The organism is Paraburkholderia sp. Tr-20389, from assembly GCF_017104565.1.
Classification (GTDB): Bacteria; Pseudomonadota; Gammaproteobacteria; order Burkholderiales; family Burkholderiaceae; genus Paraburkholderia.
On the sequence record NZ_JAAGPD010000026.1, the window covers coordinates 123,238 to 145,020 of the forward strand.

The following is a 21,783-nucleotide window of genomic DNA, read 5'->3' on the forward strand; positions in this document are numbered from 1 at the left end:
CGCAACGACATTCCCCTGTCACGCCGCGCAGTCACCCTGGCAACGAGGTTCGGACTGCGCGCCCGCCATTGCCGGCTCAATTTCCGCTTCAGGTTCGCCCGTTCGCGCGCGGTTGCGAGCCGGCCGATTCATGAAACCATTGCACCGTTTAGTGAATTTTACTAAACAATTTATCTAATGCCATTGCGCCTATCTACGGGTATTTACGCGTATCTAACGACCTTGATCAAGGGTTTCGCGATGGCGTTTTACTATACAATCACCCGAACCTGAACTCCGCTGCGGCGCCTTGCTTGCGCCGCCGTCCTTTTCGATGGCTACAACGATCCGCGACGTCGCTCGCGCGGCCAGCGTGTCGATCGGCACCGTCTCACGCGCGCTGAAGAATCAGCCCGGCTTGTCGGAGTCGACGCGCGAGCGCGTCGTCGAAACGGCCCGACGGCTCGGCTACGATTCCGCCCAGTTGCGTCCGCGCATTCGCCGGCTCACGTTTTTGCTGCATCGGCATCACAACAACTTCGCCGTGAGCCCGTTCTTCTCTCACGTGCTGCACGGCGTCGAGGACGCGTGCCGCGAGCGCGGCATCGTTCCGTCCGTGCTGACGGCGGGCCCGACGGAAGACGTGGTGCAGCAGATGCGTCTGCACGCGCCCGACGCGATCGCCATCGCCGGCTTTGTCGAGCCCGAGACGCTCGCCACCCTCTCCGCGATGAAACGCCCGCTGGTGCTGATCGACCTGTGGGCGCCGAATCTGCGTTCGGTGAATCTCGACAATCAGGCGGGCGCCGCGCTCGCGATGCAGCATCTTTTCGCGCAAAAGCGCACGCGCATCGCGTTCATCGGCGGCTCGCTCGCGCACTACAGCATCGCGCAGCGCGCGCTCGGCTACCGGCGCGCGTTCTTCGAGGCCGGGCTGCTGTTCGATCCGTCGCTGGAAGTGACGATCGACGCGGGCCTCGACCCGGACGCCGGCGCCGCGCTCGCCATGGAACAGTTGCTTGACCGTCCCGGCCCGCGCCCCGACGCCGTCTTCGCGTACAACGACCTCGCCGCACTCGCCGCGCTGCGCGTGTGTCTCGCACGCGGTGTGCGCGTGCCCGAAGACATCGCGATCGTCGGTTTCGACGACATTCCCGCCGCCGCTCACGCCCGCCCGCCGCTCACGACGATCGCCGTCGACAAGGAAGCGCTCGGGCGGCGCGGGGTCGAACTGCTGCTCGACGACACGCCGTCCGCACTCGACCTCCGTATCCCGGTCCAACTCGTAGTCCGTGCCAGCACCTCGGTGAACACGCCATGAAACAACCCGACACGACTCTTTCGAACCACACCGCCAACCACCAGGCGCCGTCTGTCGCAAGCTTCCGCGACGGCGCGTTCCTGCTGTCGCACATCGAAGACACGCTGCGCTTTTACGCGCCGAACGTGTTCGACCCGAGCGGCGGCTTCTTCCACTTTTTCCGCGACGACGGCTCGATCTACAACCGCACGACACGGCACCTCGTCAGCAGTTGCCGCTACGTGTTCAACTACGCGATGGCCTACCGGCAGTTCGGCGATCCGCAACATCTGGAGTACGCGCAGCACGGCCTGAAGTTCCTGCGCGACGGCCACTGGGATCCGCATCATCAGGGCTACGACTGGGAGGTCGACTGGCGCGACGGCCACCGGCGCACGCTCGACGCGACGCGTCACTGCTACGGCCTCGCGTTCGTACTGCTCGCCTATGCGCATGCAGCGATGGCGGGCATCGAAGAAGCGAAGCCGATGATCGCCGCGACCTTCGAGCTGATGGAGCACCGCTTCTGGGATCCCGCAGCCGGCCTGTACGCCGACGAAGCCACGGCCGACTGGCGCGTGAGTTCGTATCGCGGCCAGAACGCGAACATGCACACCACGGAAGCGCTGCTCGCCGCGTATGAAGCGACGGGCCACCTCGTGTATCTGGACCGTGCGGAACGCGTCGCGACGAACATCACGCTGCGTCAGGCGAAGCTGTCGCAGAGTCTCGTGTGGGAACACTTTCACGCGGACTGGTCGGTGGACTGGCACTACAACGAGGAAGACAGCTCGAACATCTTCCGTCCATGGGGTTTCCAGCCGGGCCATCAGACGGAATGGGCGAAGCTGCTGCTGATTCTCGAACGTCACCGTCCACTGCCGTGGCTGTTGCCGCGTGCGATCGAACTGTTCGACGCCGCGATGACGCACGCCTGGGATCACGATCACGGCGGCCTCTATTACGGCTTCGGCCCCGACCACACCGTCTGCGATCACGACAAGTACTTCTGGGTGCAGGCCGAAACCTTCGCGACGGCCGCGCTGCTCGGCAAACGCACGGGCAACGAGCGCTTCTGGGACTGGTACGACGAAATCTGGCACTACAGCTGGACGCATTTCGTCGACCATCGTTATGGCGCGTGGTATCGCATACTCACTTGCGACAACCGCAAATACAGCGACGAAAAGAGCCCGGCCGGCAAGACCGACTATCACACGATGGGCGCATGCTACGAAGTGCTGCACCACGCGTTGCAGACTTCCAGCACGTCCGCATAACCTCGTACGGTGAGCATCATGAGCGCGAGCGCTGAATCTTCCACTACGTTTCCCGATTTCGTTTCCGCCGGCGACATCCTCACCGATCTCGTCCGCACGGGTCCTTCAAGCTGGCTATCGGTGCCGGGCGGGGCGGGCTGGAACGTCGCGCGCGCGGTCGCGCGGCTGGGCCTGCCGACGGCCTGCGCCGGCTCGCTCGGCGTCGACAATTTCTCTGACGACCTGTGGAATGCGAGTGTCGCCGCCGGTCTCGACATGCGTTTCATGCAGCGTGTCGAGCGCGCGCCGCTGCTTGCCGTCGTGCATCAGACGCATCCCCCCGCGTACTTCTTCATGGGCGACAACAGCGCGGACCTCGCCTTCGATCCGTCGAAGCTGCCGGAAGGCTGGATGTCGCATGTGAAGTGGGCTCACTTCGGCTGCATCAGCCTCGTGCGCCAGCCGCTCGGCACGACGCTCGCGAGGCTCGCCGCCGAACTGCGCGCACGCGGCGTGAAGATCAGCTTCGATCCGAACTACCGCAACCTGATGGCGCACGGCTACGAGCCGACGCTGCGCCAGATGGCTGGACTCGCCGATCTGATCAAGGTATCGGACGAAGACCTGCGCATGCTGTTCAAGGGCGCCGATGAAGCGGCCGCGCTCGCGCAACTGCGTGCGATGAATCCGAAGGCGATCGTGCTCGTCACGCGCGGCTCGGAAACGGCGACGCTGATCGACGGCGATCGCATCATCGAAGCAAAGCCGCCGCGCGTTGCTGTCGCGGATACGGTCGGCGCGGGCGATGCATCGATCGGCGGGCTGCTGTTCAGCCTGATGACGGCGCCGCAGCGCAAGTGGGAAGAGCATCTGGCGTTCTCGCTGGCGGCGGGCGCCGCCGCGTGCCGCCATTCGGGCGCGCACTCGCCGACGCTCGACGAGGTCGTCTCGTTGCTGCAGGATTGACGGAAAAAGTTGCCGGCGCAAGCGCCCGCCCGGCAGCTTCGACCTCTCGCGACGGCCGGCGAACGCGCCGGCATGCGCAATGAAAGCGACTCGAGGCACCGACATGTGAGCGTCGAAATCGCGTGCTAGGATGGAATCTCCCCCTTGCAGGAGAGATGCATCATGGAGGACGTCACCTACACCAAAGGTCTCTATACGGCGACTGCGACCATCCGCCCGGTAGATGGCGGGCAGTATCAGGGCGTCGTTGCGCTTTCGCGCGACGAAGGCGACGAGACAGAGGACACGGTCTACGAAGTCGAAGCCACTTCGGCGACGGCCGACGAAGCGCTCGAAGAAGCGAAAGCGCTGGCTCACAGAATCCTCGGCGAGATCGAACTATAGGCTTCGGTTTTTTTGCGTTGAAGCAGACGTGGCGCGTCCGCCGCGCGCCGCGCCTACGACCTTTTCAAGCTGAACAGGCGGAGGCGATCATGGCAGAACCGCTCTTTCTTTATGGCGTGTACGCAATCCACGTGCGACCGCTCGAATTGCAAGGCGCTCGATGGGATGCGGAGTACGAGATCCGGCATCGCGATCATCCCGTGCAGCGCTGGACAACCGTCGGCGGCGACGCGGGCTTTGCGACAGAAGCCGAAGCTGTCGAGACGGCACATCAGCAGGCTGTCGCCGATATCGAGCACGGCGCAGGCGTGCCGAAGCCGCGCGCGTTTCCTTGAGCGAACGACGGCGTCGCTGAACATGACGCCTCGCCGCCCGTAGGCAGACTGCCGCGCTACACTACACGCCGCAGCGGGCGACGTTGGCTATTTTTTCGCGCCGCGACGCTGCGCGACACACTCGTCAGCGGAACAGAAAAACAATGAGCGCGACTCCCCCCGAATCCAGCGGCGATCACCCCGCGCGCACAGGCCGCCTGCTCGACCGGAAGATTCGCGTCCGCTCGCATACGGTCATTGCGCACGGCTTGCCGCTGCGCATGTGGCAGGATCTTTATCACCGCGCGCTGACGATCAGTTGGCCGGTGTTCTTCAGTTCGCTCGCGTTCCTGTTTCTCGTGCTGAACTCGGTTTTCGCGTCGCTCTACGAACTGGGCGGTGCCTCGATCGCCAATCAGAATCCGAGGGGCTTTGCGGGCGCTTTCTTCTTCAGCGTCGAAACGCTTGCGACGGTCGGCTATGGCGACATGCATCCGCAGACGCTATATGGGCATCTCGTCGCGACGCTCGAGATTTTCGTCGGCATGTCTGGGATTGCGCTTGCCACCGGTCTGATCTTCGCGCGCTTTTCCAGGCCACGCGCCAAGATCATGTTCTCGCGCTTCGCGATCGTGCGCCCGATCGACGGACAGACCACGCTGATGGTGCGAACCGCGAACGCTCGGCAAAACGTGATCGTCGAGGCGCGTGCGCGGCTGCGCTTGATGCGCGTCGAGCGCTCGACGGAGGGCTACGTGCTGCGCAAGATCTACGACCTCAAGCTCGTACGCGATCAGCAGCCGATGTTCTATCTCGGCTGGAACCTGATGCACGTGATCGATGAAGCCAGCCCGCTGTTCGGAGAGACGGCGGAGAGTCTCTACGCACTGGACGCGTCGTTACTGCTCACAATAGAAGGCTCCGACGAAAACACGTCGCAGACGATGCAGGCGCGTTTTTCGTGGCCGAGCGACGACATTCGCTGGCAGCACCGCTTCGTCGATCTGATTCGTGAAGAGAATGGCGTGAGCCACATCGACTACACGCATTTCGACGACGTCGAGCCGCTGCAGCCGCACGAACTGCAGCAGGCGCCGACGGGGTGAGGATCGCGCCGTGGCCCGGCGCGGCGCTTAGTGCTTCAAATGCAACGTTTCGATTTCGCGTTGCTCGATGGCCATTGCGCGCGTGTGAGCATCACGCGAGATCGCCCTCTCAACATATTCGCCGATGCGTCCCGACGGCTCCAGCAGCTTCGCGACGAACGCGATTTGCAGCGTGCCCGCGAGCAGCAGATCGGCGGCCGAGAAGCGTTCGCCGAGGAGCCATTCGCCTTCGTCGAGCGCCATATCGATGGCGGCTTTCACGCGTTCGAGATTGCCCCAGCCGAAGCTGAACGAATTGCCCGACGCGCCTGTCAACTTCTCGGCCATCGCGGGTTCGAGACAGCCTGGCGTGAAGAACAGCCATTGCAGGAAACGTCCACGGAGCGGGTCGCCGACTGGCGCGCCGAGATTGGCTTCCGGGAAACGGTCGGCGAGATATAGGAGCACTGCGCCAGACTCGGCGACCTGAACGCCGTCGTCGTCGAGCGCGGGAAGCTTGCACATCGGGTTGATGTGATGGAAGTTGGTGGTGTCCTGCTCGCCGGCGCGGATGTTCACGTGGGCCAACTCGTAGTGGACGGATGCTTCTTCGAGCATCCAAAGGGCGCGGAATGCTCGGGTTTTGGGCCAGTAGTACAGTTTCATCGTTGGGGGGTGCCGTTCGGCGCTGGGATGACTGTGGGTTTAGGGTAGCCTACATTTTGGGCTGATGGTGTTGGATTTTTTTTGCTGGCGGCGCCTTACCTCGTTCGGGTTTTTTTCGCTGGCATCCGCGTTTTGCTTCTGGTTTGCTGGTGTTGCCCCTGTGCGGGGCGGCACTTACTTTCTTTGCCGCCGCAAAGAAAGTAAGCAAAGAAAGCGGGCTCACCCCGCCAGCCCGTGTGATTGCCCAGGAAACACAACGTCCCCGTCCTTCTCACCACAACACATTGTTTTGCGCCCGTTGCCAACGCCTTGAACCGGCGCATCACCCGCTCCAATCACCCGTAGCGCAGCCAGCGGCGGCGAATCGTCCGCGCCGCCCAGGTGGCAAACTGTGTGTAGGTTGTCGCACCTTTCGCGTTAGCGCTTCTACGACACCGATCCCGCTTTTTAGTCCGGAGTGGTGCACTTCCATTGCGACGGCCTACACACAGTTTGCCACCTGGGCGGCGGTGGACGGCTGGTAACGCAGTCCGCGACGCGGGGGTGTGAAGTGGGTGATGCGTGATTTAGCACGCTGGCGACGAGCATGGATTAGTGCGTTGCCGCGCGAACGACGGGGACGATGTGCCTCCTGGGCAATCACACGGGCTGGCGGTGTGAGCCCGCTTTCTTTGCTTACTTTCTTTGCGGCGGCAAAGAAAGTAAGTGCCGCCCCGCACAGGGGCAACGCCAGCAAACCAGAAGCAAATCGCGGATGCCAGCAAAAGAAACCGAACCGGTAAGGCAACGCCAGCAAACCAGAAGCAAACCGCGGATGCCAGCAAAAGAAACCGAACCGGTAAGGCACCGCCAGCGGAGAACCACCCGCACGGACAAGCGAAAAAACCCTCACACACGCGGATATCCGCGCAAAACCTTTCGCACCGAATGGAACAGCAGGCCAATTTAGTGAACTTCTACTCTAATTGACGCGAAAGAATGGAGTCTCTTTCGCAGCGAACGCGGGCCCGCGGCACGCAACAGCCCGAAAAGCAAAAACCAGGAGACTCCACAATGACCGCTCGTCTGCCCATCGACGGCACCCCCGCACTCGCCGATTACCGCCTCTCCGACAACCTCACTGCCACGCGCGGCCGCATCTTCCTGACGGGCACGCAGGCGCTCGTGCGCCTCGCGCTGATGCAACGGCAACTCGACAAGGCACTCGGCCTCAACACGGCCGGTTTCATCAGCGGTTATCGCGGTTCGCCCCTCGGCATGGTCGACCAGCAATTGTGGAAAGCAAAGAAACTGCTCGACGCGAACGACGTCCGCTTCCTCCCCGCGATCAACGAAGAACTCGGCGGCACCGCCGTGCTCGGCACGCAACGCGTCGAAGCGGACCCCGAACGCACCGTCGATGGCGTCTATGCGATGTGGTACGGCAAAGGTCCCGGCGTCGACCGCGCGGGCGACGCGCTCAAACATGGCAACGCGTACGGCTCGTCGCAGCATGGCGGCGTGCTGGTCGTCGCAGGCGACGATCACGGCTGCGTGTCGTCGTCAATGCCGCATCAGAGCGACTTCGCGATGATCGCGTGGCACATGCCCGTCGTGAATCCGTCGAACGTCGCGGACATGCTCGAGTTCGGCCTCTACGGCTGGGCGCTGTCGCGCTACTCGGGTGCGTGGGTCGGCTTCAAGGCGATTTCGGAAACGGTCGAGTCCGGTTCGACCGTCGATCTCGACGCGCTGCAAACGCAATGGCCAACGCCCGAAGGCTTCGAAGCGCCCGCCGGTGGCCTGCACAACCGCTGGCCCGATCTGCCGAGCCTGTCGATCGAACAACGCCTGCACGCTAAGCTCGATGCCGTACGCCACTTCGCACGCGTCAACAGCATCGACAAATGGATCGCGCCGAGCCCGCACGCGAATGTCGGCATCATCACGTGCGGCAAGGCGCATCTCGATCTGATGGAAGCGCTGCGCCGTCTCGATCTCACCGTCGCTGATCTGGAGCAGGCGGGCGTGCGCATCTACAAGGTGGGCCTGTCGTTCCCACTCGAAATGACGCGTATCGATGCATTCGTCTCCGGGCTCTCCGAAGTGCTCGTGATCGAGGAAAAAGGCCCCGTCATCGAGCAGCAGGTCAAGGACTATCTGTACAACCGCACGCAAGGCGCGCGGCCCGCGATCGTCGGCAAGCACGCGGAAGACGGTTCGATGCTGCTGTCGTCGCTCGGCGAACTGCGGCCGTCGCGCATCCTGCCCGTGTTCGCAAACTGGCTCGCGAAGCACAAACCCGCGCTCGATCGTCGCGAGCGCGTGGTCGATCTCGTCGCGCCGCAAATCCTCTCGAATGCCGCCGATGCCGTGAAGCGCACGCCCTACTTCTGCTCGGGCTGCCCGCACAACACGTCGACGAAAGTGCCGGAAGGTTCGATCGCGCAGGCGGGCATCGGCTGTCACTTCATGGCGTCGTGGATGGAGCGCGACACAACGGGCCTGATCCAGATGGGCGGAGAAGGCGTCGACTGGGCCGCGCATTCGATGTTCACGAAAACGCGCCACGTGTTCCAGAATCTCGGCGACGGCACGTACTTCCATTCCGGCATTCTCGCGATCCGCCAGGCCGTCGCGGCCAAGGCGACGATCACCTACAAGATTCTCTACAACGACGCCGTCGCGATGACGGGCGGCCAGCCGGTGGACGGCAGCATCTCCGTGCCGCAAATCGCGCGACAGGTCGAAGCGGAAGGCGTGTCGCATTTCGTCGTAGTCAGCGACGAGCCCGAGAAATACGACGGCCATCATGGCCAGTTCCCGAAAGGCACGACGTTCCATCACCGCAGCGAACTCGACAAGGTGCAGCGCGAGTTGCGCGATATCGACGGTGTGACGGTGCTGATCTACGACCAGACCTGCGCCGCCGAAAAGCGCCGCCGCCGCAAGAAAGGCGAATTTCCCGACCCGGACAAGCGCCTCTTCATCAACGTGGAAGTGTGCGAAGGATGCGGCGATTGCGGCGTGCAGTCGAACTGTCTGTCCGTCGAACCCGTTGAAACGCCGCTGGGCCGCAAGCGCCGCATCGATCAGTCGTCGTGCAACAAGGATTATTCGTGCGTGAACGGCTTCTGCCCGAGCTTCGTGACGATCGAAGGCGGCAAGCTCAAGAAGGCAGCGGGCGTCGCATTCGATGCAGCCGCACTCGCCACACGCGTCGACGCGCTGCCGTTGCCGACGACACAGCTCGACGCTGCGCCGTACGACATCCTCGTGACGGGCGTGGGCGGCACGGGCGTCGTGACGGTCGGCGCACTGATCAGCATGGCGGCGCATCTGGAGGGCAAGAGTGCGTCCGTGCTCGATTTCATGGGCTTTGCGCAGAAGGGCGGCTCGGTGCTGTCGTTCGTGCGTTTCGCCGCGCGCGACGAGTGGCTCAATCAGGTGCGTATCGACACGCAGCAGGCCGACGTGCTGCTCGCGTGCGACATGGTGGTCGGTGCGAGCGCGGATGCGTTGCAGACGGTGCGTCACGGCCGCACGCGCATCGTCGTGAACACGCATGCGATTCCGAACGCGTCGTTCGTGCAGAACCCGGACGCGGATCTTCACGCTGACGCGCTGCTCGACAAGATGCGTCACGCAGCGGGCGAAGAGTTCATGTCGTCGTGCGATGCGCAGGCGCTTGCGACCCGTTTCCTCGGCGACACGATCGGCGCGAATATTCTGATGCTGGGCTTCGCATGGCAGTTGGGTCTCGTGCCCGTGTCGTTCGCGGCGATGATGCGCGCGATCGAACTGAACAACGTCGCGGTGCAGATGAACCAGCTCGCGTTTTCGATTGGTCGCATGGCGGCTGCCGATCCCGCCGGGCTCGAAGTGCTGTGGACGCAGCGTCACGCGGTTCAGCCTGCTGTATCGCTGGAATCGCTCGATGCGTTGGTTGCGGATCGCGAGGCGCGTCTTCAGGCCTATGGCGGTGCTGCTTATGTGAAGCGCTATCGTGCGTTGATCGATGCGGCACGTCAGGCGGAGCGCAAGCTCGATGGTGCAGCCGATGAGCGCTTGAGCCGCGCGGTGGCGACGACGTTTTATCGACTGCTCGCGGTGAAGGACGAATACGAAGTCGCGCGTCTTCATAGCGACCCCGCGTTTCGTGAAGCGCTTGAAGCGCAATTCGAAGGTGTTGCGGGCAAGGACTTCGGCGTGAAGTTCAATCTCGCGCCGCCGACGATTTCACGCGCGAAGCACGGCGCGAAGCCGCAGAAGAAAACGTTCGGCCAATGGATGTGGCCCGTGTTCGGTGTGATGGCGAAGTGGCGCGGTTTGCGCGGCACGATGCTCGATCCGTTTGGCCGCACTGTCGAGCGGCGCATGGAGCGTGAATTGTCCGCCGACTATGAGGTGACGATGCAGCGTGCGTTTTCTGTTCTGAACAATGTCACTGCTGATGATGTCGTCAGGCTGGCTGAGTTGCACTCGCGGGTACGGGGGTATGGGCATGTGAAGCTCGCTAATCTGGCTGCTGTTAAGCGCAGCGAGCGGGCGATTGCAGCGGCTTTGCATGTCGATGCTGCGACCGGCCGTTTTGTCAACGAAGCGCTTCAGGAAGCTAAAGGACTCGGGACGTTGCGGGGGATTCCTGTTGTTGTTGCCAAGTGACCTTTTTTTTGTCTGCGACGCAGTCGCGAGTTTTTGCCCTTTCGTTGGCATCCGTGTTGTGTCTCTGGTTCGCTAGCGTTGCCCCTGTGCGGGGCGGCACCTACTTTTCTTTGCAGCGGCAAAGAAAAGTAGGCAAAAGAAAGCCGCTCACACCGCTAGCTCTGGTGCTTGCCTGCGGGCCCCCTACGGGTCCCGCACTCCACACGGTAACACGTCGTCTTGCGCCCGTTGCCAGCGCCTCGAACCGGCGCATCACCCGCTCCAGTCACCCGTGGCATAGCCAGCGGCAGCAAATCGCCTGCGCCGCCCAGGTGGCAAACTGTGTGTAGGTTGTCGCATCGCATGCGTTGGCGATCCTACGACACCGATCCGCTTTTCAGTCCGGAGTGGTGCACTTCCATCGCGACGGCCTACACACCGTTTGCCACCTGGGCGGCGGTGAACGTCTGGTAACGCGGTCCGCGTCGCGGGAGTGTGGAGTGGGTGATGCGTGCAGGTAGCACGCTGGCAACGGGCGCAAACAAGTGCGTTGCCGCGTCAAGCGTAGGAACTGATGGGGGCCCGCAGGCAACAACTAGCACTGGCGGTGTGAGCCCGCTTTCTTTGCTTACTTTCTTTGCGGCGGCAAAGAAAGTAAGTGCCGCCCCGCACAGGGGCAACACCAGCAAACCAGAAGCAAACCGCGGATGCCAGCAAAAAAAACCGCATACACCATCACGCATCCAACAACCCACGCACGAGCCTGACCTTGTCCTCTGCGACAAGAAAATCACTCCGCACACCAGACCCAAAATGCACGGCCCTCACGCGCGCAGCGTGAACAAACCCGGCAACACGATCAACGGTCAACCCGGCGCCCGCCAAAACCGTACATGCAGATCGCGCCGCTTGCGCAACAAGACATTGAATCTCACCAACAGCATCGAGCACAGAAGGTTTCCCACCGGAAGTCAAAACATTCGTAACCCCATCGACCTCAAGCAGAACATCCAAAGCCTCGCGCAAATCGCGCGACTCATCGAACGCACGATGAAACGTAACAGGCATCCCATCAGCAGCATCGACAACGCGCAGCAAAGCCTCACGATCAACCTCATGCGACGCAGTCAACATCCCGAACACCGCAGCATTGGCACCCGCCGCCTTAGCCGCGCGCACGTCGCGCAGAATCACAGCAAAGTCCTCGTCGTCATAGACGAAAGACCGGCTATGCGGCCGCACAATCACGTTCACGGGAATCGGCACGGCCGCCACGACGGCCTCGATCATGCCGATGCTCGGCGTCAGTCCGCCCTCGCCCATCGCCGTGATCAGTTCGAGCCGATCCGCGCCGCCACGCGCGGCAGCCTTCGCATCGGCGACCGTCGTCGCGATCACTTCGAGCAATACCCGTTCGTTTCGCATGTCTGAGAGTCACGTCGTCAAGAAGAACATGACGGACATGATCTCAGAAGTGCGGCTCCTCGAACCAGTCGATATCGCCGCACAGCACGCACATTCGATTGCCGATCTGCGTCGCCACCGACAACGTCACACACGGCACCGCTTCGTTGATCGACAGATAAGGCCGCGTCACATGCACGCGTTCGGGTGCCTCGATCGCCGCGCGGAAATACGGACGGCGCAGCCAGTTCGCGCCCTGCGCATCGGACAGCGGCAGGAAGCGCGTTTCGTGCGATGCGCGGTCCGCGCGCAGCACCACGTTGCGTCCCGCCTGCCGGCCTTTTTCGTCGAGCAGATAGCAGCGCGCCGCGTGATCGAGTGCAAGGAAATTCCAGCACACTTCGTCGAGCAGTTCGCCCGCGGCAAGCCGTTCCGCCGCGCGCTCGAACGCGCGAATGTACGGCGCAAGCCGCGATGCGTTGCGCCGCTCGCGCTGTTCCGTCTGCGTCTGATAACGCTCGGTCAGCTCGCCAATGCAGGCGGCCGCGTGCGCCGCGTCCGCGAGACCCGGATGCGGACGTCCAAAGAAAAAGCCCTGCACGAAATCGACATTGCACTCCATCGCCATGTGCGCTTCGTGCTCCGTCTCGACACCTTCGATCAGCACCAGCTTGCCCGCCTCGTGCAGCAACGCGACGAGCCCCGGCAGGATCGACGCGACATCCGCACGATGCGCCGCGTGCGACAGCATGATGCGATCGAGCTTCACGATATCGGGATTCAGTTGCCAGATGCGTTCGATATTCGAATGCCCCGCGCCGAAGTCGTCGAGTGCGATCAGAAAGCCGCGCTCGCGGAACTGGCGCACGGCGTCGGCAAGACGTTCGATATCTTCCGCGCTCTGTTCGAGGACTTCGAGCACGATGCGCCGCGGCGACAGATTCAGGCGCCGCAAATTCGCGAGCAGCGCCGCCGAATGATACGAGTCGATCAGCACACCCGGATGGACGTTCAGGAACAGCCACTCGCGCTCCGCGCCGAGCACCTTGAAATTCTCGAGATGCAGCGACTGCGCGAGCCGGTCGACATGCAGCACATCGCCGACGCGCGCAGCGTGGCCGAACACATCGACGGGCGACACGGCGCGGTCGAACGGGTCATGCGCGCGCAACAAGCCTTCATAACCCACGGCACGCATGTGCGACAGGCTGAATATCGGCTGGAAGACGCTCGTGAGCGTCAGGTCGCCGTGTTGCACCGAATAGCGCTGCAGGCCCGAAGTCATGCTGAGTTCGAAGCCGTGCGGCACCGCTGTTTTTTCCTGTTGCGCGATGGTCATGCAATCCTCTGACGCAAGAGTCACGGCGCGCGCGTCGCGAATGCGAAAGAGCCGCGGCCGTCCTCGGAATGTGCGTTGTTGCCTCCTCTCAAGCAAGCTCCATGCGCACGGCGACGCACCTATAACCGAAAACTGCATCTGACATTGCACCGCGCGCGCAGCACATGCTTCGCGCAAGGGCGTGACACGCACCGCAACGGTGCAACTGCTTTCAGACGACTTGCAGCCTTCGAAGCGCGATGTCATCCGATCGGGCTACACTTCGGGCTGACCGACGCGCCGCATCGTCTTTCCAGACGCGGCGCTTTCATGTCGCGCGAGGTAGCGTCCCGAGGGTCGTCCTTCCCGTCGCGCGCCGCTGTCTGTTTCCCCACACCCCGCTTCCGATGGATATCATTTTCACCGTTTTGATCCTGCTGCTCGCCGTCGCCGCTTCGGGCGTCATGGTGCGGCTGGTGCCCCTCAAGCTGCCGCTGCCGCTCGTGCAGATCGCGTTCGGCGCGTTGCTCGCATGGCCGCATCTCGGCCTGCATGTGACGTTCGACCCCGAACTCTTCATGATGTTGTTCATCCCGCCGCTACTGTTCGCGGATGGCTGGCGCATCCCCAAACGCGAGTTCTACATGCAGCGCCGCGCGATCCTGATGCTCGCGCTCGGTCTCGTGTTCCTGACGGTCGTCGCCGTCGGCTACTTCATTCACGCAATCGTGCCGTCGATCTCACTGCCCGTCGCCTTCGCGCTCGCCGCCGTGCTGTCGCCGACGGACGCTGTCGCGCTGTCCGGCATCGCGGGCCGCAACCGGCTGCCCGACCACCTGATGCATATCCTCGAAGGCGAAGCGCTGATGAACGACGCATCGGGCCTCGTCGCGCTGAAGTTCGCCGTCGCGGCTGCGTTGACGGGCGTGTTCTCGTTGCGCGATGCATCGGTGAGCTTCGTGATCATCGCGCTCGGCGGACTCGCGACGGGTGCCGCCGTCGCCTGGCTCTTCAGCTTCGCATCGACGCGCTTTCTCAACCTCACGGAAGAAGGCGACCCCGCGCCCGGCGTCGTGATGACGATGCTGATTCCGTTCGCCGCTTATCTGTTCGCCGAGCACTTCGGGTTCTCGGGCATTCTCGCTGCCGTCGCCGCGGGCATGACGATGAACTCGTCGAGCTTCGCGCGCACAAGCCCCGCATCGGCGCGCGTGCGCGCGAGCGTCACGTGGACGATGATCGAGTTCGTCTTCAACGGCATGGTGTTCATTCTGCTCGGCTTGCAGTTTCCGCACATCATCGGCCGCGCGCTGCTCGATGCGCACGAGCAAGCCAGCGGCTCGGAATTGCGGCTGATCTTCTACGTCGCGGCCGTCGCGCTCGCGCTGTATGCGCTGCGCTTCGTGTGGGTCTGGCTGCTGCGCTGGTTCGCGAGCCGCGGCGCGGCGAAGCACGGCGTCGCGAATGCGGTGCCCGGTCTGCGCACCGTGTCGATGACGACGATCGCCGGCGTGCGCGGCGCAGTGACGCTCGCGGGCGTGCTGTCGCTGCCCGTCGCGCTGTCGAACGGACAGCCGCTGCCGGGACGCGATGTTGCCATCTTCATCGCGTCGGGCGTGATTCTGCTGTCGCTGTTCGTCGCCGTGGTCGGCTTGCCGCTGCTGATGAACGGCGCGCGCCGCCGCCCCGATCCGCATGCCGCCGAAGAGCGCACGGCACGCATCCAGTCGGCGCAGGCCGCGATTCGCGCCATCGACGACTTTCACGAAACGGCGACGGCCCAATGCGATGAAGCCGAGTCCGCGCATGCCGCCGATGTGACGGCGCGCGTGATGGACATCTACCGCCGCCGTCTCGCGACGCTCGACGACGATATCGAGCCCGCGCAAAGCGCGCGGCGCAGCGAGGCGCTGGAGTTTCAGATGAAGCTCGCGGCGATGCGTGCCGAACGCTCGACGCTGCTTGAACTGCGCGGCAGTCAGCTGATCAACGACGACACGCTGAACAAGCTGATGCGTGAAGTGGATCTGTCGGAAACCGCGCTGCAGACGCGCGGTAAAGGAAAGAAGTAGAAGCGAAAAAAACGGGCGCCGCGATGGCGCCCGTTTTCGTTTCATGCGTGCCGTTGCATCAGACAGCCGGCTCCTGCGGACCTCTCCGACGCAGCAACGCGTACAGAATGATCGCGCCGAACGTCGCGGTTCCGATGCCGCCCAATGCGAAGCCGCCGAATTTCAGCGAGAAGTCGCCCGCACCGAGCACGAGCGTCACGGCGGCAACGATCAGGTTGCGGTTGTCCGAGAAGTTGACCTTGTTGACGACCCAGATGCGCGCGCCCGTCACCGCAATCAGACCGAACACGACGATCGACACGCCGCCCAGCACCGGACCCGGAATCGTCTGGATCACCGCACCGAACTTCGGCGAGAAGCCGAGCACCAGCGCGATCAGCGCAGCGATCACGAACACGAGCGTCGAGTAGATCTTCGTGACGGCCATCACGCCGATGTTTTCCGCGTACGTCGTCACACCCGTGCCGCCCGCGAAACCGGAGAGGACGGTCGCCAGACCGTCGCCGATGAACGCGCGGCCGATGTAGCCGTCGAGGTTCTGTCCCGTCATCGCGCTCACAGCCTTGATGTGGCCGAGATTCTCCGCGACGAGGATCACCGCGACGGGCGCGAGCAGCGCCATCGCCTGACCGTTGAAGACGGGCGCCATGAAATGCGGCATGCCGAACCACGGCGCGTTCGCGACGATCGAAAAGTCGATCGGCTTGCCCATGCCCATGCCGTTCGTGATGACCGCGTAGATCGCGTACGCGATCAGCAGGCCGACGAGAATCAAGAGACGCTGCAGCATGCCGTGCGCGAACACCGCGACGGCGCCGACGCACAGTACCGTGACGAGGGCCATGTACGAATCGAACGCGCTGCCGCTCACGCCCTTGACGGCGATCGGAGCGAGATTCAGGCCGATCACCGCGACGATCGAGCCCGTCACGACGGGCGGCATCAGCGTTTCGATCCAGCCCGTGCCGACGGCCGACACGATCAGCCCAATGATGACGTAGGCCACGCCACACGCGATGATCCCGCCGAGCGCGACGGGTATGTTCATGTTCGGTCCGTGCCCCGTGTAACCGGTGATCGCGATCACGAGCCCGATGAACGCGAAACTCGAACCGAGATAGCTCGGTACGCGGCCGCCGACCAGCACGAAGAACAGCAGCGTGCCGATGCCCGACATGAAGATGCACAGATTGGGATCGAAGCCCATCAGCAACGGCGCGAGCACCGTCGAGCCGAACATCGCGACGACGTGCTGGATGCCCATTGCGAACATTTGCGGCCCGGGCAGGCGCTCGTCGATATTGACGACGCGCCCTTCGTCGCTTTTGGGCTGGACCCGCCAGCGCGGGAAATAGGAATCGGCCATCGCGGGGGTTCTCCTCTATTGGCGTAGATCTTGTCTGGAAGCGCCGCGTGGGTGCATCGCGTGGCGGCGCGGTCCAGGATGGGATTCTTGAACTACGCGCGAGTGTACGGAGAGCGCCTGGCGCTGACAAGCCGCGCAAAACGCTGCGCGCGGCTCGCGTCGCCGCACTGTTGTATCAAAGCGAAAACACCGCCACGGCCGTCTTCAGATCGCGCGCCTGATCGGCCATCGCGCCTGCCGCCGCAGCAGCCTGCTCGACGAGCGCGGCGTTCTGCTGCGTGACTTCGTCCATCTGCGCGACGGCGCGGTTCACCTGTTCGATGCCCGTGCTCTGCTCGCTCGATGCCGCCGAAATCTCACCCATGAGGTCCGTCATCCGCTGCACGGCCTGCGTGACTTCCGCCATCGTGCGGCCCGCGCGCTCGGCGAGCACCGCGCCGCTGTCGACGCGCGACGTCGAGCTTTCGATCAGCTCCTTGATCTCTTTCGCCGATACCGCGCTGCGCTGCGCAAGCGCGCGCACTTCACCTGCGACGACGGCGAAACCGCGCCCCTGCTCGCCTGCACGCGCCGCTTCGACGGCTGCGTTCAGCGCGAGGATATTGGTCTGAAACGCGATGGTTTCGATCACGCCGATGATGTCCGTCATCCGCTTCGAACCAGACGCGAGTTCGCGCATCGTCTCGACCACGTCGCCGACAAGTCCGCTGCCGCGCAACGCCACTTCCGACGCGCCGCGCGCGACGCCGCCCGCCTGCTGCGCGTTGTCGGCGTTCTGGCGGACGGTCGCCGTCAATTGCTCCATGCTCGACGCCGTTTCTTCCAGCGACGCGGCCTGCTCCTCGGTGCGCTGCGACAGGTCCGTGTTGCCCTGTTCGATCTCGCCCGATGCGAGCAGGATCGATTCGCTCGATTCGCTGATCTTGCCGACGATCGCGGCCAGCTGCGCGCGCATGTTGGCGAGCGCGTGCAACAGACTCGTGGTGTCGCCGGGTTTCGTGTCGACGCGCACGGCGAGATCGCCCGCCGCGATCCGGCTCGCGATCTGCATCGCGTAGCCAGGCTCGCCGCCAAGCTGACGCGTCAGGCGTCGCGCGATCAGCCACGCGAACGCCGTGCCCACCACCATCGACGCCAGCACCAGCAGCGACAGCACCACCCGCATGCTCGCGTATTCCGCGCCGGCTTCGTGCTGCGCGGCGTTCGCCTGCTTGCGCCGATAATCGATCAGCACGACGATCCCGTCGCGCAGCGTCTCGCTCGCGGCGATCGCGCGGCGCACCAGTTCGGCGTTGTCGACGCCCGCGGGAACCGGCTGCAAACCGATCTGCTGATGCACGATGGCTTCCCACGCGGCGGTCTTGCGCAACACGTCGTCATAGAGCAATTGACCGTCGGTGCCTGCGATCGTCGCGCGATAACGACCGTACGCGTCGTGCATGTTCTTCAGCGACGCGACGATATCGTCCTTGAGCTTGTTGCGCGCGGCTTTGTCAGGCGCGTAGCCGAGATTCGCCGCGTCGAGATCGGTGTCGATCTTGTAGCGGTTCGCCTCTTCCATCCAGTAGAGGCCGTCCATATGGCGGCTCGAAATCTCTTCCGTGATGCCGTGCATCGACGCCAGCGCCGACAACCCCGCCGCGCCAACGGCGACTCCAAAGCCGATCACGACGGCAAACGCGATCAGCAGCTTCTTCCAGACGGACATGCGGTCAAACCACTTCATCATGCGATCCTCGACAGTTCATCAGCCGGATGGGCGGGCAATGCGGGCCGGCAAGCTGCAATGCTTTACGGCGCCCGTTATGCGGACTTGATGAATGGATGCCGGGCATAAGCCAGCCGGCATGAGGGTTTGCGCGAGGTGTGGCGGCGGGCTGCGGGATCATGCGGACTCACGCGCGCCGCGCGCTTTGGGAGTTATCTGATATCGGAACCTATGTCCCCATCCTTACACTGCAAGGGCTGCGTGACCCCGATTGAGTAGCGCAAGCGATGTTGTAACTCTCCGACTTTCCGCTCATGCTCCCCGGCGTGAGCGGATTTTTTTCGCCTGACGGTTTTGTGGTGATGCATCAGACGTTCGCTGCGACGTCCGCATCGAGCGAGCGCTTCGCCAGCTTGCGCGCATGATCGCGCACGTCGACGGGCCACGCGTCCGTCATCGACTCGAAGCGCGCCGCGTCGTTTGCATATAGCGCGCGTGTCGCTTCTTCGTAGCCGGCCAGATCGCCCGCCATCGTCGTCATGAAGCGATACGCCGCTTCCTGTGCCTGTCTCACGCGGTCCTTTCCTTCGCTTGCGTTGCGCGCCGCGTCGACCAGCTTGCGCAGCGCGACCGACGCCCCGCCCGACTGCTCGTTCAGCCATTCCCAATGCCTCGGCAACAGCGTGACCTCGCGCGCGACGACGCCGAGCTTCGGACGGCCACGGCCACGCGATGCCGAAGCCGCGTCGCCAGCAGGTTCGGGCGCCCGCGTGTCGGTAGTTTCCTGCGCTGCGAGCCTCGCCAGCACCTCGCTCGCGGAGCCTCGCAAGTCGAGTTCTATTACGCGGCTGGTCTGATCGTCGAAGATCAGAACGGACGCGCCGCTGTCGCGCGCCGTGGCGGCTTTGACGGCCAATGCCACCTCTTTCAATGCGCCTGACGCAAGGCATCGAACGCCTTCGAAAGCGGTGCAGGTGTTGGATTGGGTCATGTGATGCCTCGCATCGTGTGAAGTCGATGCGCACATTTTATCCGGGTATAAATAAAAACTGCAATACTCCCCGGGTAAAAATATCAATGCGTACGATCAGCCGTGCGTCGGCTGAAACCTCAAAACCCAGCAGGCATTGCCGTTAACAGAAGCAAAGGCCGCGACCACGAAATTTTCGTCACAGACCGTCGCCGCATCATCTGTACGGGGTTGTTTTCATGTTCATCCATCGGCATCCGCGTCGGCCGTCACCGTTGACGGGACGTCTGGGCGCGCTCGCTCTCGCCGCGCTGTTTTGCTTGTCGCCCGTTGCCGTCGAGAAGACCGCGCACGCCACAACCGTCAGCGGCCAGATCCAGATTTCGCTCACCATTCGCGACGTCTGCACGCTGAATACCGACGCCCCGCAACCGCAGGTCGCCTGTTCGGCGGATGCGCCGTTTCGCGTCTATCAGGGCAACTACTTCGCGAGCCCGGATGCCCAGGGACATGCTGTTTTTGCCGCCACTGCGCGCAATACGCCGGTAGAAATTGCGTTCTAACAAATCGCATAAAATACGCAGAATGTGCGACGAAGGATGCGTGCGGCATCGTTTTGTCCAGGTTTTCAGCCAACTCTAACAAATAGTTACAAACGCAGCCGATCGCCGCACCATAATCGGATCGTCGCCCTAAAAAAGCGCCGGATGCGCTCGAGGGCTTTGAGGAGATCTCCGATGCGCTGGCGCAAACTGATTGTTCCCTGTCTGTCCGTCGCGTTGGCTGCCGCACCCATCGCCCCCTTCAACGCGTATGCCGCGACCCGTCAGACCACCTTCACCGTCACGCTGACCCTGCAGACCGACTGCCAGATCGCAGCGACGAATCTCAACTTCGGCACGTCCGGTGTGATCGCCGCCAACATCGACCAGACCAGTACGCTGACGGTCACGTGCTCCAATGGCGCGCCGTACACCGTCGGACTCGATGCGGGCTCCGTGACGGGTTCGACGGTTGCCAACCGGCTGCTCGGCGGAACGGGCACGCCCGTGCCGACGGTCGCGTTCCAGCTCTATCGCGACTCCGCGCGCTCGCTAGCGTGGGGACAAACAGTCGGCACCGACACGGCCGCCGGCACGGGCACAGGCGCCGCTCAGACGCTGACCGTGTACGGACGAGTCGCGCCGCAGAACACGCCGGCGGCAGGCACCTACACGTCGACCGTCACCGCGACCGTCACCTTCTGACGTGATGACCGTGTCGTTCAAACGGGCCGTTCGGCGGCTCGCGGGGAGCGTTTTGCGCCGCGTCGGGGTGCAGGCCGAGGCCGCACGAGGCACACGGCATCTCGTCGCTTCGACGTCGGCCGACGCGCCTCCACGTACAACGCTTCGCGCGCAGCGCGCTTCGGCTCGCGCTGCATCGGTTGTCGCCATGCTCGGCTGTATCAATGTCCTGCATGCGAACCACGCGCACGCCGCCGCGCTGCAGGTGACGCCCATCCGGCTCGACCTCGCCGCGGACCGTCCCGCAGCCGTCCTAACGCTGCACAACGTCGGCACGACGCCGCTCAATGCCCAGGTCCGCGTATTCACCTGGAGTCAGACCGACGACGCAGATCACCTGGAACGCACCGACGACATCGTCGCGAGTCCGCCCATCGTCCAGGTCGCGCCGGGTGCGGATCAGACGGTGCGCATTCTGCGCGTCGCGAAAGGCGAAGTGAGCGGCGAGGAAACGTATCGCCTGCTGATCGACGAGATTCCGAACGGCCAGAGCACCGACGCGACCGGCGTACGGATGCAGTTGCGCTACTCGGTGCCCGTGTTCGTCGGCGCGCCGATCGACGGCAAGCCGCCAGCGCTTCAATTCGCGCTCGAACGGGCTGTGCCGGATGCGGCCGCAGCGGCATCGTCCGCAGCGGTGCCCATCCTGATGCTGCGCGCGGTGAATCGCGACGCGACACACGCGCAACTGAGCAAGGTGAAGCTGACCTGGCGCGACGGTCAGTCGACGCAACTGTCTCCCGGCCTGCTCGGCTACGCGCTGCCGCACGCGACGCGCCGCTGGCCCGTCGCGCACGCGCCCGCCGATGCACGCGAGGCGACGCTGTCGGCCGTCGTAAACGGTCAGCCGGTGACAGCGCAACTGCGCGTGGAATCCGACGGGCGCGCGCACGCCGCCCCGGCGCCTGGCGACAGCACGCCTGCGCGCTAACGGTGGATCGATGCCATGCCGCCGCAGGCACAGTGCAATCCACGCTGCGATTTACAGCGCCTGTACGGGCATCGCATGGCCGCTGCTGTGCGCGCCCGCGTGGAGCGCGCCCCCCGACGGCCTGTCGACAGGCGTCGCGCTGAGCGCGCCCC

Annotated in this window: 17 protein-coding genes; 11 read left to right on the plus strand and 6 right to left on the minus strand. The window is 63.8% G+C overall.

Translation table 11 applies throughout. The annotated features are described in order from the left end of the window. Window positions 1-313: 313 nt before the first annotated feature. The 6 genes from G3N95_RS23080 to G3N95_RS23105 all read left to right on the plus strand — a co-directional run bounded on the left by G3N95_RS23080 (window position 314) and on the right by G3N95_RS23105 (window position 5,308). Window positions 314-1,300: a LacI family DNA-binding transcriptional regulator gene (locus tag G3N95_RS23080; protein WP_205972386.1), complete on the plus strand. Its 987-nt coding sequence runs from the start codon at window positions 314-316 to the stop codon at window positions 1,298-1,300. Then, window positions 1,297-2,559 carry an AGE family epimerase/isomerase gene (locus G3N95_RS23085; RefSeq protein WP_205972387.1) on the plus strand — a complete coding sequence of 421 codons (1,263 nt, stop codon included), beginning with the start codon at window positions 1,297-1,299 and terminating at the stop codon, window positions 2,557-2,559. Before G3N95_RS23080 ends, G3N95_RS23085 begins: the two co-directional genes overlap by 4 nt. An 18-nt stretch (window positions 2,560-2,577) precedes the next feature. After that, window positions 2,578-3,504: a carbohydrate kinase gene (locus tag G3N95_RS23090; protein WP_205972388.1), complete on the plus strand. Its 927-nt coding sequence runs from the start codon at window positions 2,578-2,580 to the stop codon at window positions 3,502-3,504. A gap of 162 nt (window positions 3,505-3,666) precedes the next feature. Continuing rightward, a complete protein-coding gene (locus G3N95_RS23095) occupies window positions 3,667-3,888 on the plus strand; it encodes a hypothetical protein (protein WP_041763198.1) in 222 nt (73 codons plus the stop codon). 89 nt (window positions 3,889-3,977) lie between these two features. Then, window positions 3,978-4,223, plus strand: a complete 246-nt coding sequence (locus tag G3N95_RS23100) for a hypothetical protein (protein ID WP_205972389.1) — start codon at window positions 3,978-3,980, stop codon at window positions 4,221-4,223. A gap of 143 nt (window positions 4,224-4,366) precedes the next feature. Then, window positions 4,367-5,308, plus strand: a complete 942-nt coding sequence (locus G3N95_RS23105) for an ion channel (RefSeq protein WP_205972390.1) — start codon at window positions 4,367-4,369, stop codon at window positions 5,306-5,308. A 27-nt stretch (window positions 5,309-5,335) separates the two neighbouring features. Here the strand turns inward: G3N95_RS23105 and G3N95_RS23110 are convergent, their stop codons facing one another. Further along, window positions 5,336-5,953 (minus strand): glutathione S-transferase, encoded by a 618-nt coding sequence (locus G3N95_RS23110; RefSeq protein WP_205972391.1) that lies wholly within the window; start codon window positions 5,951-5,953, stop codon window positions 5,336-5,338. 1,053 nt (window positions 5,954-7,006) lie between these two features. On the opposite strand from G3N95_RS23110, the gene G3N95_RS23115 reads away from it, so the two are divergent. Beyond that, window positions 7,007-10,597, plus strand: coding sequence for an indolepyruvate ferredoxin oxidoreductase family protein (locus G3N95_RS23115; protein WP_205972392.1), 3,591 nt, complete (start codon window positions 7,007-7,009; stop codon window positions 10,595-10,597). A gap of 714 nt (window positions 10,598-11,311) precedes the next feature. Here the strand turns inward: G3N95_RS23115 and G3N95_RS23120 are convergent. Beyond that, a complete protein-coding gene (locus tag G3N95_RS23120) occupies window positions 11,312-12,001 on the minus strand; it encodes a copper homeostasis protein CutC (protein WP_205972393.1) in 690 nt (229 codons plus the stop codon). 43 nt (window positions 12,002-12,044) lie between these two features. Next, complete coding sequence (locus G3N95_RS23125) at window positions 12,045-13,319, minus strand: EAL domain-containing protein (RefSeq protein WP_205972394.1); 1,275 nt, start codon at window positions 13,317-13,319, stop codon at window positions 12,045-12,047. Window positions 13,320-13,705: 386 nt separating this feature from the next. On the opposite strand from G3N95_RS23125, the gene G3N95_RS23130 reads away from it, so the two are divergent. After that, window positions 13,706-15,370, plus strand: coding sequence for a Na+/H+ antiporter (locus tag G3N95_RS23130; RefSeq protein WP_205972395.1), 1,665 nt, complete (start codon window positions 13,706-13,708; stop codon window positions 15,368-15,370). A 58-nt stretch (window positions 15,371-15,428) separates the two neighbouring features. Here the strand turns inward: G3N95_RS23130 and G3N95_RS23135 are convergent, their stop codons facing one another. The 3 genes from G3N95_RS23135 to G3N95_RS23145 all read right to left on the minus strand — a co-directional run bounded on the left by G3N95_RS23135 (window position 15,429) and on the right by G3N95_RS23145 (window position 19,435). Then, a complete protein-coding gene (locus tag G3N95_RS23135) occupies window positions 15,429-16,736 on the minus strand; it encodes a solute carrier family 23 protein (RefSeq protein WP_205972396.1) in 1,308 nt (435 codons plus the stop codon). Between the two features lie 175 nt (window positions 16,737-16,911). Next, window positions 16,912-18,462 (minus strand): methyl-accepting chemotaxis protein, encoded by a 1,551-nt coding sequence (locus tag G3N95_RS23140; protein ID WP_205972406.1) that lies wholly within the window; start codon window positions 18,460-18,462, stop codon window positions 16,912-16,914. A gap of 349 nt (window positions 18,463-18,811) precedes the next feature. Further along, complete coding sequence (locus G3N95_RS23145; RefSeq protein ID WP_205972397.1) at window positions 18,812-19,435, minus strand: DUF2239 family protein; 624 nt, start codon at window positions 19,433-19,435, stop codon at window positions 18,812-18,814. A gap of 218 nt (window positions 19,436-19,653) precedes the next feature. Here G3N95_RS23145 and G3N95_RS23150 point away from each other — a divergent pair, with 218 nt between their 5' ends. From G3N95_RS23150 to G3N95_RS23160, 3 genes are all read left to right on the plus strand, one after another. Further along, window positions 19,654-19,977, plus strand: coding sequence for a hypothetical protein (locus tag G3N95_RS23150; RefSeq protein ID WP_205972398.1), 324 nt, complete (start codon window positions 19,654-19,656; stop codon window positions 19,975-19,977). 174 nt (window positions 19,978-20,151) lie between these two features. Further along, window positions 20,152-20,661 (plus strand): spore coat U domain-containing protein, encoded by a 510-nt coding sequence (locus tag G3N95_RS23155; RefSeq protein ID WP_205972399.1) that lies wholly within the window; start codon window positions 20,152-20,154, stop codon window positions 20,659-20,661. A gap of 187 nt (window positions 20,662-20,848) precedes the next feature. Continuing rightward, window positions 20,849-21,631, plus strand: coding sequence for a fimbria/pilus periplasmic chaperone (locus tag G3N95_RS23160; protein WP_205972400.1), 783 nt, complete (start codon window positions 20,849-20,851; stop codon window positions 21,629-21,631). Window positions 21,632-21,783 lie beyond the last annotated feature (152 nt).